General features: G+C 37.2%; 17 protein-coding genes. 7 read left to right on the top strand and 10 right to left on the bottom strand.

The genetic code is table 11. The annotated features are described in order from the left end of the window. Positions 1 to 466: 466 nt before the first annotated feature. The gene (locus O3658_RS00190; protein WP_001860868.1) at positions 467 to 658 is read left to right on the top strand and encodes a cysteine-rich KTR domain-containing protein; all 192 of its coding nucleotides are present in this window, start codon (positions 467 to 469) and stop codon (positions 656 to 658) included. A 59-nt stretch (positions 659 to 717) separates the two neighbouring features. On the opposite strand, the gene O3658_RS00185 is transcribed toward O3658_RS00190, so the two are convergent. Beyond that, a complete protein-coding gene (locus tag O3658_RS00185; protein ID WP_001227347.1) occupies positions 718 to 1,071 on the bottom strand; it encodes a helix-turn-helix transcriptional regulator in 354 nt (117 codons plus the stop codon). A gap of 504 nt (positions 1,072 to 1,575) precedes the next feature. On the opposite strand from O3658_RS00185, the gene O3658_RS00180 reads away from it, so the two are divergent. Together O3658_RS00180 and O3658_RS00175 are read left to right on the top strand one after the other, a co-directional pair. Next, positions 1,576 to 1,998 (top strand): sigma-70 family RNA polymerase sigma factor, encoded by a 423-nt coding sequence (locus O3658_RS00180; RefSeq protein WP_000804885.1) that lies wholly within the window; start codon positions 1,576 to 1,578, stop codon positions 1,996 to 1,998. Next, positions 1,995 to 2,225, top strand: coding sequence for a helix-turn-helix domain-containing protein (locus O3658_RS00175; RefSeq protein WP_000857133.1), 231 nt, complete (start codon positions 1,995 to 1,997; stop codon positions 2,223 to 2,225). The genes O3658_RS00180 and O3658_RS00175 overlap by 4 nt, the downstream gene beginning before the upstream one ends. Before the next feature lie 225 nt (positions 2,226 to 2,450). Here the strand turns inward: O3658_RS00175 and O3658_RS00170 are convergent, their stop codons facing one another. Next, on the bottom strand, positions 2,451 to 2,702 hold the full coding sequence (locus tag O3658_RS00170) for a hypothetical protein (protein ID WP_001845478.1): 252 nt from the start codon (positions 2,700 to 2,702) through the stop codon (positions 2,451 to 2,453). Here O3658_RS00170 and O3658_RS00165 point away from each other — a divergent pair. The 4 genes from O3658_RS00165 to O3658_RS00150 all read left to right on the top strand — a co-directional run bounded on the left by O3658_RS00165 (position 2,686) and on the right by O3658_RS00150 (position 5,468). Then, positions 2,686 to 2,889, top strand: a complete 204-nt coding sequence (locus tag O3658_RS00165; RefSeq protein ID WP_000814511.1) for an excisionase — start codon at positions 2,686 to 2,688, stop codon at positions 2,887 to 2,889. The two genes, O3658_RS00170 and O3658_RS00165, sit on opposite strands and share 17 nt — an antisense overlap. Positions 2,890 to 2,970: 81 nt before the next feature. Further along, complete coding sequence (locus O3658_RS00160) at positions 2,971 to 4,188, top strand: tyrosine-type recombinase/integrase (protein WP_049538971.1); 1,218 nt, start codon at positions 2,971 to 2,973, stop codon at positions 4,186 to 4,188. A gap of 505 nt (positions 4,189 to 4,693) precedes the next feature. Beyond that, positions 4,694 to 4,858: a hypothetical protein gene (locus tag O3658_RS00155; RefSeq protein ID WP_000201399.1), complete on the top strand. Its 165-nt coding sequence runs from the start codon at positions 4,694 to 4,696 to the stop codon at positions 4,856 to 4,858. Between the two features lies 1 nt (position 4,859). Next, positions 4,860 to 5,468 carry a hypothetical protein gene (locus tag O3658_RS00150; RefSeq protein WP_247917302.1) on the top strand — a complete coding sequence of 203 codons (609 nt, stop codon included), beginning with the start codon at positions 4,860 to 4,862 and terminating at the stop codon, positions 5,466 to 5,468. Positions 5,469 to 5,502: 34 nt separating this feature from the next. Here the strand turns inward: O3658_RS00150 and O3658_RS00145 are convergent, their stop codons facing one another. The 8 genes from O3658_RS00145 to O3658_RS00110 are packed head-to-tail and all read right to left on the bottom strand — an operon-like array spanning position 5,503 to position 14,837. Next, positions 5,503 to 8,316 carry a phage tail tip lysozyme gene (locus tag O3658_RS00145; RefSeq protein ID WP_371558872.1) on the bottom strand — a complete coding sequence of 938 codons (2,814 nt, stop codon included), beginning with the start codon at positions 8,314 to 8,316 and terminating at the stop codon, positions 5,503 to 5,505. An 11-nt stretch (positions 8,317 to 8,327) separates the two neighbouring features. Beyond that, complete coding sequence (locus tag O3658_RS00140; RefSeq protein ID WP_247917247.1) at positions 8,328 to 10,685, bottom strand: VirB4-like conjugal transfer ATPase, CD1110 family; 2,358 nt, start codon at positions 10,683 to 10,685, stop codon at positions 8,328 to 8,330. Continuing rightward, positions 10,636 to 10,995 carry a PrgI family protein gene (locus O3658_RS00135; protein WP_247917246.1) on the bottom strand — a complete coding sequence of 120 codons (360 nt, stop codon included), beginning with the start codon at positions 10,993 to 10,995 and terminating at the stop codon, positions 10,636 to 10,638. The genes O3658_RS00140 and O3658_RS00135 overlap by 50 nt, the downstream gene beginning before the upstream one ends. A gap of 53 nt (positions 10,996 to 11,048) precedes the next feature. Continuing rightward, positions 11,049 to 11,903 (bottom strand): conjugal transfer protein TrbL, encoded by an 855-nt coding sequence (locus O3658_RS00130; RefSeq protein ID WP_371558871.1) that lies wholly within the window; start codon positions 11,901 to 11,903, stop codon positions 11,049 to 11,051. Positions 11,904 to 11,919: 16 nt separating this feature from the next. Beyond that, positions 11,920 to 12,162, bottom strand: coding sequence for a hypothetical protein (locus tag O3658_RS00125; RefSeq protein ID WP_000627865.1), 243 nt, complete (start codon positions 12,160 to 12,162; stop codon positions 11,920 to 11,922). A gap of 20 nt (positions 12,163 to 12,182) precedes the next feature. Next, positions 12,183 to 14,060 carry a VirD4-like conjugal transfer protein, CD1115 family gene (locus O3658_RS00120; RefSeq protein WP_371559013.1) on the bottom strand — a complete coding sequence of 626 codons (1,878 nt, stop codon included), beginning with the start codon at positions 14,058 to 14,060 and terminating at the stop codon, positions 12,183 to 12,185. Then, complete coding sequence (locus tag O3658_RS00115) at positions 14,060 to 14,548, bottom strand: hypothetical protein (RefSeq protein ID WP_371558870.1); 489 nt, start codon at positions 14,546 to 14,548, stop codon at positions 14,060 to 14,062. Before O3658_RS00115 ends, O3658_RS00120 begins: the two co-directional genes overlap by 1 nt. After that, on the bottom strand, positions 14,538 to 14,837 hold the full coding sequence (locus O3658_RS00110; protein ID WP_000869753.1) for a hypothetical protein: 300 nt from the start codon (positions 14,835 to 14,837) through the stop codon (positions 14,538 to 14,540). The genes O3658_RS00115 and O3658_RS00110 overlap by 11 nt, the downstream gene beginning before the upstream one ends. Positions 14,838 to 14,903: the final 66 nt, after the last annotated feature.

The following is a 14,903-nucleotide window of genomic DNA, read 5'->3' as shown; positions in this document are numbered from 1 at the left end:
AATTTTTGTCTACTCTTAACCTTTAAAATAGTTTTTTTTAATCGATTTGAAGTTGCCTAAATTATTACTTATTCGGTAAAATGAAGTATTGCTTTCAACAGATTTCCTTCAACTACACTTCACTTGATTCAAACAAGGTGGGTACATTTCTATTCCCACAAACTCCTTGTCAATGGAAACAAACACGTACCCACAGGGTAAATGGAAATAGAAACTGATAATTTCTAGCTATCACTTCTACTCATTCCAAAAATTTTCTCACTCTGATACTTACCCACCATAAAGCAAAAAGCCTTGCAATCAAGGCTTTCATTATCCCTTTCGTTCAAAGGTTTCTAAGCTTTTACGAGCAGAGCGACACACTCAGCGGTTCGCTATCTCCGTTCTGTCTGCGTGCTAGCACTTGTCAATCACGGACAGCTATCGCATGGGCGGAAGTAAATGCTAATCTTCGTCGTTTTACTCCTTGACTAGCAAACTTACCGCCTCAACATGTCCTGTATGTGGAAATAAAACACGATTAAAGATAAGGGAAGATACTGAATTAAAAAAATTCCCCCTCTATTGTCCGAAATGCAGACAAGAAAATTTAATTGAAATAAAGCAGTTCAAAGTAACTGTGATTACAGAGCCAGACGCAAAGACGCAGAGCCGATAAAATGAGATTAATACAATCTCATTTTATCGGCTCTTTCCGTTATGTATGGATTCTTTTAATTAGTCTTCGATGTTTCTTGCTTCGTTGATACCGCTGGCTAAAGATTCCATTAAGGATAGTTCTTTGTCTGTAAAGCTATCCATGTATTTCTCTATCTGTAATCGTCGGGTGCTTTTTACCAAGTTATTAGCAGGTAAGAAAAATTCATCAACGGAAACATGAAGTAACGATACAAGGTCATAAAGAACTTGTATGCTGGGGTGTTGCCCTTTATTTTCAATATTAGTTAAGTACCGTGGGTCAATTTCAATCAATGCTCCCACTTGTTCACGAGTTAAACCTCGTTTCAATCGAGCTTCTTTAATGGCTAAACCAAAGGCTCTAAAATCATATTTATCTTCTTTTTTACGCATAGTAGACCACCTCTATACATTTTATTGTTCCTACTGAATTAAAAACAGGTATAGAAAAACGTGTTATATGGTTTATAGGTTTATATTTAATAAAAAGCACTACTAAACGCCAATAAAAAAAACCGTTATATGGTAGTGCTATTTACGCTGTTAAAATATTGTATATTACTTCCAAATGGCGGTTTGTTGGAGGTCAACGTCGCCATGAAGTACATCATATACAATAAATTTCCTTACATTGGGTTCTTGTCAAAAAAAGTCGTCTATCTGCAATAGATAAGTACGTCCACCAATGTGGTTTTATAAATCATATAGATAGAATAACAGAAGCATGTAAACAGAGAAATAAATCTGTTTATATGCTTTTTTGGCTATTCAGAACTTTTTTACAAAGTTTATTTATCAGTAATGCAACAAATCCCCCTTTCACATTGGGACTAAGAGTGAAAGGAGATAAACGAGCAAGGCTCACTTCCTTTCCTAGACAGAAAGGGGGTGAGAAACATGAAACCATCTTCTTTTCAGACCACAATAGAAAATCAGTTTGACTATATCTGTAAACGTGCTATGGAAGACGAGCGAAAGAATTATATGCTTTATCTTTCAAGGATTGCAAAGCGTGAGGTGTCCTTTTCGGATGTTGGCGATTATCTTGTTAGCCAGTTTGCGACAACAGATAACTATTCAACTGACTTTCAGATTTTTACACTCAATGGGTTATCAGTAGGCGTTGAAAATGATTTGTTGAGTGAAGCATTACGTGAGTTGCCAGACAAGAAACGTGAAATTCTACTGCTGTTTTACTTTATGGACATGAGCGATTCAGAAATTGCAGACCTGTTGAAATTGAACCGTTCTACTGTCTATCGGCATAGAACCAGTGGACTAGCCTTAATTAAAAAGTTTATGGAGGAATTTGAAGAATGAAAACACAATATCCTATGATTCCCTTTCCTCTCATTGTAAAGGCAACAGATGGCGATACCGAAGCGATTAACCAGATTCTACATCATTACAGAGGGTACATAACGAAGCGTTCCCTACGACTTATGAAAGATGAATATGGCAATCAAAGTATGGTCGTTGATGAAGTCTTACGTGGAAGAATGGAAACCAGACTGATTACAAAGATTTTGTCATTTGAAATTAAGTAATATCCTCTCTCCTTTCGTGGAAGCGTGCCATACTATTCCACGCTTCCCGAACAGGGAGGTTTGTTATTCCACCAAAGCATATTGAGCTTTCAATGTGTTTTGATAGGCTAACGAGCCATTGTTCTTTGAAAACTGAATAAAAGTAATCGAATACGTTTCGATAAGAAAAGAGCCAACGGAACTAACCGCCATGACCTATCTTATAAAGATAGCGAGCGATTCATGTTAGTGATCCGAGAAGCAATCTTTAGCAGGATTGCCTGCAACGACATTCTTATCGTGATAATGATACTCCCATACAGTCAATAGTCCGAGCGTGATAAAACCGTCGCAGGCAATGAGTATGGCTACATGAGAACCATGCAGGGGTGGAACTCCCGTGAGCTTTGCTAAAGCTGTTCGATTGCTGGTAAAACAACTTTTATGAAATCCAAATAAGTGATTTGGAAAGGAGGATTTTATGAAGCAGACTGACATTCCTATTTGGGAACGTTATACCCTAACCATTGAAGAAGCGTCAAAATATTTTCGTATTGGCGAAAACAAGCTACGACGCTTGGCAGAGGAAAATAAAAATGCAAATTGGCTGATTATGAATGGCAATCGTATTCAGATTAAACGAAAACAATTTGAAAAAATTATAGATACATTGGACGCAATCTAGCGTCGCCAAAGGGTCTTGTATATGATAAAATAGTATTAAGTCGTATCAAGGCTCTTTCCATAAAGGAAAGGAGCAAATGCCATGTCAGAAAAAAGACGTGACAATAAAGGTCGAATCTTAAAGACTGGAGAGAGCCAACGAAAAGACGGAAGATACTTATACAAATATATAGATTCATTTGGAGAACCGCAATTTGTTTACTCGTGGAAACTTGTGGCTACAGACCGAGTACCAGCAGGAAAGCGTGATTGTATCTCACTTAGAGAGAAAATCGCAGAGTTACAGAAAGACATTCATGATGGTATTGATGTTGTAGGAAAGAAAATGACACTCTGCCAGCTTTACGCAAAACAGAACGCTCAAAGACCAAAGGTTAGAAAAAACACTGAAACTGGACGCAAATATCTTATGGATATTTTGAAGAAAGACAAGTTAGGTGTAAGAAGTATTGACAGTATTAAGCCATCAGACGCTAAAGAATGGGCTATTAGAATGAGTGAAAATGGTTATGCTTATCAAACCATCAATAACTACAAACGTTCTTTAAAGGCTTCATTCTATATTGCTATACAAGATGATTGTGTTCGGAAGAATCCATTTGACTTTCAACTGAAAGCAGTTCTTGATGATGATACTGTCCCTAAGACCGTACTAACAGGAGAACAGGAAGAAAAACTGTTAGCCTTTGCGAAAGCTGATAAAACCTACAGCAAAAATTATGATGAAATTCTGATACTCTTAAAAACAGGTCTTCGTATTTCAGAGTTTGGTGGTTTGACACTTCCAGATTTAGATTTTGAGAATCGTCTTGTCAATATAGACCATCAGCTATTGAGAGATACTGAAATTGGGTACTACATTGAAACACCAAAGACCAAAAGTGGCGAACGTCAAGTTCCTATGGTTGAAGAAGCCTATCAAGCATTTAAGCGAGTGTTAGCGAATCGAAAGAATGATAAGCGTGTTGAGATTGATGGATATAGTGATTTCCTCTTTCTTAATAGAAAGAACTATCCAAAAGTGGCAAGTGATTACAACGGCATGATGAAAGGTCTTGTTAAGAAATACAATAAGTATAACGAGGATAAATTGCCACACATCACTCCACATAGTTTGCGACATACATTCTGTACCAACTATGCAAATGCAGGAATGAATCCAAAGGCATTACAGTACATTATGGGACATGCTAATATAGCCATGACGCTGAACTATTACGCACATGCAACATTCGATTCTGCAATGGCAGAAATGAAACGCTTGAATAAAGAGAAGCAACAGGAGCGTCTTGTTGCTTAGTAGTACAAATGAATTTACTACTTATTTACCACTTCTGACAGCTAAGACATGAGGAAATATGCAAAGAAACGTGAAGTATCTTCCTACAGTAAAAATACTCGAAAGCACATAGAATAAGGCTTTACGAGCATTTAAGAAAATATAAAAAGATAATTAGAAATTTATACTTTGTTTCAAATAAAAAAGATGACTTACTGAACCTGTAAGCCACCTAATCAGTCGGTTTATTCTGGTGTCTGCCACCGCTTGGCCCGTACGTCCAAGATTGCTATCGGATTTTGTTCTGGTGTCCGCCACCGCTTGGCCCTTATGTCCAAGATTACTATCAGATTGACCATGAGCCGACCACTCATCTACACCATTATTCTAACGAATATGAGCTACAAACGCAAGAGAAAAACTTATTTTGGATTTATACACTATAAAAAACATACACTATCTTCAGATTGAACTTTTGTTCAAAATAAGCTATAATGAATTTAAGTAGAAACAGGAGGTAGAACAAATGGCTACAATCAGTTTAACACGTGATATAAAACTAACAAACGAAGATGCTCTAAAAATTCTTAATCATAAACCATCTAAAAAGCTACAAGCAGTCTTGAAATCTATTGAATCACAGGACGCTACCGCTCCAACGAAAAATAAACTCATTTCAAAGTATCTGTAAGATGACAATTCAAGTAACACCACTTAAGCAATATCTTGAAAATATTCAAGTGCTAGCTCCTGATAAAACTGAGAAACAAGTTCAGGAGCTATTTAAAACTATCATTTTAGAAAATGTTGATTTCAACGGTAATGAAGAGATGTTGACTTATCTATCTGATAAAGCCCCCAATTTTGAAAAACAACATCGTTCTCGTAATTTTATCGTTGAAGAAACTGCAACAAATAACATCATAGGATTCTTTAGTTTATCTCTCAAAGTTGTTGATATTTCTGATTTAGAGAAATCCTTAAAAAAGAAACTCGTCCTAAAAGGGAAAAGTCCCAAAAATATTGATTATCTCCCTGTGTTACTTATCGGTCAATTCGGCAAAAACACAAAGCTAAATAAACTATCAGGACAAGAGTTATTTGAAATTGTAATTCAAAAAATTGAAGAATTTCGAGCAATTGTAGGAACTCAGATGGTATTTTTAGATAGTATCAATCATCCTAAAGTCATTCAATTTTATGAACAGTTCGGATTTGTTGCTTACAGTCAATTGATTAAAGACGATCATCAAGTAAGTTATCAGCCTATGGCATTAAATATGTCACTCTATAAAAAATAAGAATCATGTCACCTAAACTGATGACATGATTCTTTTATTTCACCGTATAAGCAAAACTGATGGCACTATCTGCTTGCGAGATTTTTCTAAAGGTATAGTTAGGGTTGCCACCATAGTTGGTTTCAGACACAAGGAAAGAACCATCATCATAGACTTTCTCTACAAAAGCCACATGACCATAGTCTGCTGGTGTGCCATGTGTACCTCCTACAAAAGAAACAATAGCACCTGATCTTGGTATAGAGCCCGTTTCCCCTCCAAGACTTGAAGCTGTCGCAACCCAGTCCTGACCATTTCCCATGGTATTAATGATCGAAATCTTTTCTCCATTTCTACCTTTTAATTTTAAGCCTAACTGATTCATACGAGCCGCAACACCCCATGTACATTGTCCATAGGCATAGGCCATACCATCTCCACCACCAGGAACAGAATGCTCATACAAGTCTCCACGAACCCCTTCAAGGGATTGCGGGTCACTCTTTGCCTGTCCTCCATTTGTTTGGCTAAAGCCTTTTTCAATTTGGTAATACCATTCCGTGGCTCTAGTTTGTCTTTCCAGTAGTTTGTCACCAGAATTTCCCTCCCAATAGGTAAGGAAGAGTTGGGCCAGATTGGCTGCACTGCCCGTATTTTTAAAGAAGTCCTTTAACCAACTTTGATAGTAAGGACTATCCCCGTGAAGCATAAAATCAAGTTGGAGGTCTAAATCATACCATTTCTTATTTTGGATGCTTGCATAATTCAATAAAGCTGTATGACGTGTTGAACCATCTGCAGTATCCGTCCATTGCCCTAAACCCAAACCTCTATGAAGAATATTAGGATAAGCACCACTATAAATGGCTGGACCTCCAATCGCTAACCAGCTTTCATCATCCCATGAGGAATCGGTAGCGCCAACTGGAGGAGATAAATAATCCCCTTCAGCTCGTTTAGGATTGATAGAAGACTCTACCGACCAATTTCCTAAAATAGCCGCAATGGCTTGGGGACTTGCCCCTTGAGATTTCAAAAACTCATAAATATGTTTTGCTCGTTCAAACTCATCCCCACCAAACTGACCAATGGCAGGTAAGATAGTTGTCTGAAGTTGAATGACTTTGGGAAAATAAAATTGCGGATTGACATACACCAATTTTTCTTTCTTGTTCTTATACTTTTGATAGGAAACTTTCAAACCTGTATCGTCTGATGTTTCACCAATAATATCACCCGTTAGGACTCTTGTACCCTCAATTGCACGGCCATTATGAATAGAATACAAGGTCAATCGACTCTCATTCTCTCCTTTTCCATTAGTGAGAATTATATTGTCACCATCTAGTGATACGACCCCATCCATTGGTGCGACAATCCTTTGGTGAGCCTTCGCTTCTAGTAGAATGTACTCCTGAAGGGTAGGTTTTCCGTCTAAATCATAGTATCCATAACGATAAGTCATGGTCAGACTATCTTCGTTGCTTTTCCCCTCAAATGGATTGTCCAATTCCTGCATGGAAGCATACACACCTTCTTCTTTTAGTTCCTTCATTTCCTCTTGATCGTCTTTCGATAGTTTATACTTAGGAGTTTCATAAAGGTCTTGCATGGATTTCAAATCATCCCCATCGTTTAAATCATGCCACAAAGTAGACAGATAATCCTTGTAAGTTTCGGAACTAAATAAGTGAACTGGTTTGTTTAACTCATAGTCATGGAATTTAAAGTTCATATACCCCATCACATCATCAACTTTTGTGTAATAGGTAATGCCTTTGTCATTTGTGCGAGTATGTTCTGCATCTTCCCAAGTTAGGTGGGTATAAGCTTTTGTTAATTCAAATTCATCTTGTTGAATCAAACTAGCAGATGAAAATCCTAAAAAGAAGCTCATCATAAGTAAGAGAAGAAAGACTAATCCTCCAACTATCCAGGTTGCAGGATTTCCAGCCGCAAATGTAAAGAAGGAAAAGGCTGCTTTTAGTTTTTGATAGATATTTCGGACACTTGTAAGACCTTGTTTCTTTAATTTTCGAAACCGATTTTTAAAGGAACTTGGATTATCTTTCGCTAGTTTCCATCCTTTTCCATCCTTAAAATGATGGTATCGCTCTTTTGTGTTGGTCAGTCTTTTCTTGGTAAAACGACCTGTTGCTTGTCCTGTTTTGACACTAGCTTTCCCAAGATTATAAGAAAGCCGACTGTAGCGTTTCCCTTTTCTAATGGTCTCTTGAAGTGTGCGATAGCCTTCTAAATCTTCATTTTCTGAAGCTAACTCTCCACCTTCACGTCCAAGGACATAAAGAAAAGTTTTGGCTTTCCTACTGACTTTTTTGGACTTATAGGCTTGTTTAGTAGATTTTAGATTCTCTTTTGCGGCCTTGACTTCTTTCTTAGCTTTTAATTCTTCTAAACTCTTCCCTTGAAAGAAAAAATTAGATTTTTGTTTCGATTCCTGACCGTAGAGAAATTTTTGATTGGTTTTTCTTTCTTTACGACTCTCTTTTCTTTCTTCTTTTGCTTCTACCTTGGCTTCTCTAAATTGCTTCTTGGCTATTTTCAATCGTTTCCTAGCATGAGGTAATCGTCTGTCTCTTAATTCTTTGCGATTCAAAAAAGATGGAGGACTATTTTGAAGAATATGATTGTAGTCTTCATTTGCTTGTTTTACTCTCTCCTTTGAAGCTTCTCTCATCTCCTCTAGCTTTTGCTTTATCTCTTTTTTCCATGCTTTTTCATCCAGTACAGCGGAATCTTTTTTCTGTTTCTTCACCTCCTTCTTTCCTTGTTTCAAGAATTTCTTCTCATCTTTTAGACTTCTTCTAAATGCCTTTCGTGCACGTATGATTTCTCTTTTATCCTTCATTTACCTTCCCCTTAATTAGAAGCCATTTTATCAGGATCCGTACTCATGATATCAAACAATTGTGTACCTTGAGGAATCTTATTTTTAAAGGGAACGACAACTGAACCAGCTTTTATTAGTCCTGCCCCTTTTTCTGGATTGACTAAGTATTTTTCGAGTTCTTTTGACAAGCCTAAGAGTTGAACCAGTTCTTCTCTGTCATTTTTTGCTTGCTTGAGGAGAATCATAAATTCACTATTTGCAATAATCCGTCTACCGTTTGGATCTAACAATAAGGTTTCGACATTTTGGGTTATCCCAGTCGGACTAGCTCCATATTTTCTGACACGACTCCATAATTTAAAGAAGAAATCACTGGCATATTTATCTAATAAGAGAAGCTGCATTTCATCAAAATAAATCCAGGTCTTCTTCCCTAATTTTTGGTTCCGAACGACACGATTCCATATCTGATCAAAAACAACCATAAGAGCGATTTGTTTCAGCTCATCTCCTAACTTTTTAACGTTATAGATTAAGAAGTTAGATCCTGTCTGAATATTGGTCTTATGAGAAAAAATATCAAGAGAACCTTCGACATACAGTTCCATATCAAGTGCCAAATTCTGCGCTTCTTCTTCTGGCTGTTGACTCAAGACAAAAACCCATTCTTCCAAAGAAGGCTCTTTAAATGACTGATAGGTGAGTCTGGTAACTCGGTCGATAATCGATTTTTCTCTCCCATCCATTTTCCTATCCAATAACTTGCCGATAAAGGATAAAAGAAATTCTGATTTTACCTTTACAGGATCTTCATCCATATTTTCCTCAGACAAGTCAAGGACATTGAGATAGGTTTGGGAATCTGGCGCAATATCAATCATTTCTCCACCAAAAGCCCGTCCAATGACACTGTACTCTGCTTCTGGATCCACAATGATAATTTCAGTATTTTCACCAGATTCTTTGATTTTGGTCGTGATAATTTCATGCTTGGTTGCCATCCCTTTCCCAGCTCCAGATGTCCCTAAAATCAGACCAGACGGTGTATTTAATAGGCTGCGATCAATGGTAATAATATTGCTTGAGATTTGATTGATACCGTAATATTTCCCACTGCGGTCTTGTAAGTCTACTGAAGTCCATGGAGAATTCACTGCTACATTGGACGTTAATAAACTCCGTGATACACCCTCTAAAAAATCACAACCAAATGGCAGCAAACTATTAAAGGCTGCTTCTTGCATATATGGAAGTTTATCAATCATTAGGTCATTTGAGCCGGCCACTTGTTGAATCGTGTCTAGAGCTTGTTTAAGTTCTTCTTCATCCTGACCAAAAACACCAATCAAGAAGACTGTTTGAAATAGTTTATCTCCTGTCTCGGTCATGGTTTTTAAGAGTTCCTCAGCTTCATCAATATTGCTTTCTAAAACATGGCCTACTTTTTCCAAATAGATACCTGTACGAGCAAGTTTTTGTTGTTCCCCAATCTTTTGGGATTCCATTAAGGTCTTCTTTGTTCGTAGTTTCTTCATGGCATCCGCCTTGGTCGAACTTTGAGCATGAAGGCTCACTATCAATTCCAAATCTCCTTGCATGAGGTCTCGGATAAACTGATCACCTAATTCCATGCCGTAGTCTCTCACATAGACAATCTGCAATAAGCGGTCATTGATTTGTAGGTAATTCTTGTTTTTAAAATCTAAAAGGTTAGGGGCTATGAAGTGACGAGTTGTCTGACCAGATCTCGTTAAATCACGGTAAGAAAAAGGAAGATGGTGTTCTCCTCTAAGCATATCGGCCAACAAGTTCACCCGTTCTTCTCCAGCCAAGGATTCAAATCGTGCATCAATTTCTGAGAAACCACTCTTGAAATATTCGCCTATTTGAGACAAGGAACGATAGGCTTGTTTGGGATTAGAATCCTTTCTACCAAAGCTAATCAGTTTCACAGCTGAAAAATTATTTTCACCACTGTCTAAATTCTGATTCATCATTCGATTCAATTCTTGACGATAGCTATCATATCCATCTTCTTTTTCCTCATACAAAACACTTTGTCTAAACTTTTCTAAATTTAATCTTTTATTAAAGATAGTCAATTGGAAGTTGGTTTGGTCGTCTAAAGAGTTAATCAAATCAGAATACTTCTCAATGATTGCGCCTTTATCTTCTAAACCAACAGTTTGGTAATTGACATCACCAAGTAAATAGCTTTGTGAGAAATAATCTTCTTTTACCTGCATCAGACCATTTTGATACAGGGCTTGATAGGAAAGAGTATTAGCCGTAGAGGGTAACACTTCCTCTTTTTTTCCTTTAACTTCTTCCTTTTTATTAGTCATTGAAGCTTTTTGTTTCTTTAATGTATTTGATTTTCTTTTCATGTTCAGATCCTTTCTTTCCTGTAATTGTGCGTAGGGGAACCGTTAGTTCAAAATGAAGACGGTATTTCAAATAATGTTCAAAATATAAATCATTGGGTTTATAGACTCCAAAGAGCATGAGGGGGATGGTAAAGGCAAACACAAAACCGTAAACAAACCAATCTCCAAATTGCCAGAAAAAGAGATTCAAGCCCAAAACAATAATTGTGACAATAAAGGCTGGTAAAACAAATATGATTTGTCTTGTGGTGAAACCTAACCAAGCCCTGTGTTGGTATTTTGAGATGTCTTTAAAGACACGTGTATTCATGACTTTCCTTTCTAAAAAGGCTAAGAAGCAATCACTTCCTAGCCTTTATCTAATTACATACCTAAGATTGAGCGAGCCGTACGTTGAGAACCAACGAGGGCAATAATCAGTAAGATAGCTTGTACCAAACTACCGAACATAATCGCAAGTGATTGCAAGACTCCTGCACCATTTGAAACAGCTATTTTCCCAGCAGATTCAAATAAAGGAACAAGAGAAACAATCAGAAAAATGAGAACCCCTTGTACCGCATAGACCATAATATTTTTTAAATAGCCAATACCAATAGACTTCCACTCATCACTTAAAAATGTTGGAATCGTAAGAGGGGCAAATGGAATCATAAGGTAGAGTTGAATAAATCGAATGGATACCAAAAGATTGACCATGGCTGCACTTACTATCCGAACTAGCCAGATAAGGAGGGCGAAAAAGCCCACAATCATGCGGCCAATAAATCCTGACCCTTTTAATCCAGAGATGGTATCATACTTTGCCCCACCGTGAGCCACAATCGAAGCCACTTGTTCAATGGCATGACTCGCAATCCCGATGATAGCTTCTACAATAACGGTAGTATTGGTAATTACAACTGCGACCATAATATAACTAATCAACATCGGCGCTAATGCTTCAAAGGTCATCGCTCCACCAGAGTTAGCAATTTTCTTTGCCATCTTCGAAAATTCTAAGATGAGAACAACTGATAAAATCGCAACTCCAAGAGGCTGCATGACACTTTTAGTAATACTAGAAATATAAGTCCAAACGGTTGGATTGTAGCTAGATAGAGATTTAATCAGATCTACCGTAGATTGTAAATCTACATTAAATCCTTCAAATAAATTTTCAGCTGATATTTTTTCAGATGCAAGGTAAACAAAGGGTGAGACTAAACTAAGATTCATGTCATTGTTTATCCTCCTAAATTGAAATTTGAGTTACAAAGGCTCCAGCAGCCCCTACCATAACACCACCGACAATTTCCAGAATGGCATTCCGAACACCTGGTCCACCATCTTTAATGTTGGTTGCAAGGTTGACAATCCCCACAACAACGAGAAAGGCACCAACCGCAATCAATCCCTTCTGTAACAAAGACATAGCTTGTGCAAACATAGCACTTGCGTCTACTCCATAAACAAAACCTTTAAAATGCGTAATCATCTATTTCCTCTTTTCTATTTTTATTTTAAACTAGATTCAAAAGTTAGATCACGAATTCTAAGGCCTTCAAGATGATTTTCTTGTCTTTGATTCAAAGGATTGATTTGATAGTTCCACCACCGTTCATCGCTTTCTTGATTGGCTAGGTACTTCCAGTTTGGATGCTTAGTGGAATTGTATTTTTTGCTTTTAAAGACAGGCATATTGGCAATTCGAACCAAGCATTCATGCCGTTTCATATTTCCAACCTCATCGGGTGTCATTAAATCACGAGCAATCTTTTGATGAGAAAGGGAACCTGAACCTGTCTGGCCAAAGGAACGACTAGTATTTCGAACATCAATGGTTTGTTTACCGAGTAAGCCACTCATAAATTTAAAGGTATCTTCATCATTCCCACCTAAGTAGACTAAGCTATCACAGTTCCCCAAAATGGTTTTCCATGCTTCTTTTTCTTTATAGAGCCCTTGAAGTTGGGCAATATTTTGTAGAATAGGAACGAGACTCATGTTCCGAGAGCGAACTGTTGAGGTTTGTTCAGCAAAATCTGGAATTTCTCCGATATTTGCGAATTCATCTAAGTAGACTCTCACATGAAGAGGCAATTGACCCTTAAAATCAATATCTGCTTGTCTTGTTAGGGTTTGAAATACGGTTGAAAAAAAGAGGGCTGAAAGAAAGCGAAAGGTACTATCGTTATCTGGGATAACTAAGTACACCATTGATTTTTCCTGGCCCCATGTCTTCATATCAAGGGTATCTCTTTTGGTCAAATCCATGACACTTTGAATATTGAAGAGGGCAAATTTAGCAGTGGTTACAGCTATAACAGAATCCAGAGTCTTATCCTTATAATTTTGAAAATCTGCCCAATTTCGCATGGTAAAATTTTCAGTTCCATACTTTTTAGCATAATTTTCAAATAGAATTTCTAAGACACTTTTTTCTTGGTTTTCACCCTTTGATAAGTGTTTAATGAGTTTTGAAATTTCAGCAAAACTTGGATAACGCCCTCGTTTTCTTCGCTCTTCCACTTCTTTTTTTTGACGTTTCAACAAGTTTTGGTATTCTTTTAGACTTAAACGACTTTCTTCTATGAGCTGTTCTCTTGTTTTAGGTGGATTATAGAAATCGACCAAGTAAGAGGCTAAAGCTCGTACCAAAGTCATAGAAGCTTCATCCCAAAATGGATCACTACGGGAGCCAGAACCTTTGGTGTTATTAAAATAAACCGTCAGCATGCGATTCAAATCATTTTCTGTCTCTATATAGCGAAAAGGATTGAAGCCATCTGAGTTCATCATATTGACTAAATCTAGCACCTTTACTTGATAGCCATGTTCCAAAAAGAGTCTTCCTGTTTTCTCAGCCAAGTGATCTTTAGGATCCACTACAATATTAGAACTATTCATCTGAATCAGATTGGGTTTTACAAAGCGAAATGTCTTCCCACTTCCTGAACCTCCAATCACCGCAATATTCTTATTTCTATCATATTGGGGTGGTTTTTTATCTAATAATGTCAAACGAACATCTTGTGCTAAGATCGTATCATGAGAAAATTCTTTACCGTAAAAGAGCTTCTTTTCTTTTAGAGTTCCAAAACGGGCGCTCCCGTATTCTACCCCTTCTCGGTATTGTTTTTTACCAGTCTCTAGATAGAGATAAACCAGCAACATTATCACAAAACCTAGTAGAAAAAAAGCACTTGATTTTCCAGTAAAAGAAACATTCCATGGCGACTGAAGAACTTCATCTTGACCTTCCATCAGAAGATGAGTCCATTTATCTAAGCTATTTCCAGTATAGGAATCATATAAAATCGTCAAACGATGAAAAAGATAGCCTAGTAAGATACCTAACAGTGAGAATAGTAGGAATTTCTTTCCACTGTACATCATCTCACCATCTCTTTCTGTTTGACGGCCCCTTCTTGTCTAAAGGTAATTTGGGATTTAGCCTCATCAATTGCATCGTCTAATGACTTATCTATGGTAAATTCAGCTAATTTCTCCGGATCATTAACCATTTTTTCTAACAGATGGTCTAAATGATTGTCTAGAATCGAACGGTCTTTCGTGTAGAAATGCAGAGAATCCCCTTGCCAAGCGATGGCTAAAGGAATCTCTTCTTTTTCTAAAAAAGCTTTAAATTTCTCTATATCAATTGGTTTGTCTAAAAAATCTTTTTTCAGATTAATCGTATCAATCGAATAAGGAGATTGTAGCAATTCTTCTAATTTCTGCACCCCTATCTTATAGGCAGAATCCTGTGCTAAAGCCTGACGTCTAGACCATTCTAGAATCTTTAAAAGACTTTTTACAGTAAATAAAAGACTACGCTCTGCATATTGAACTGCCATTCGTTCCTGTTGTTCAGAGGACATCCGAGGCCTCCTTCTTCACAAATAGCAGCTTTCCTTCTTTATAACGATAAGCTATCAATTTCTGACGTTGCTTAATCGATTTGACAACCTGCAGTAAATCTCTCGAATAAGGTTCTCGAAGAGTAACTTCTACTGCTTTCCCATCAAAGATACCAACACGTTTAAATTCAATGTAGTCTTTTTTGAGATGTCCTAAGCCCATACCAAAGGGAAAGTGATGAATCAATTGGATGGTACAACCACCTTTATTTCCCATTTGTTTCAAATCATACAAGTTTACTACTTTCATGATTAACTCCTTTATCTAGTTTGTCGCATCGTTTAAGTCTGGTAACGATAAACTCCGTGTCTGTTA

Origin of the sequence: Streptococcus sp. 27098_8_69, from assembly GCF_041432445.1 — a bacterium.
In the GTDB taxonomy this organism is placed as follows: Bacteria; Bacillota; Bacilli; order Lactobacillales; family Streptococcaceae; genus Streptococcus.
Note: the sequence above shows the minus strand (reverse complement) of the source record. Positions and strands in the feature narration are given on the sequence as shown.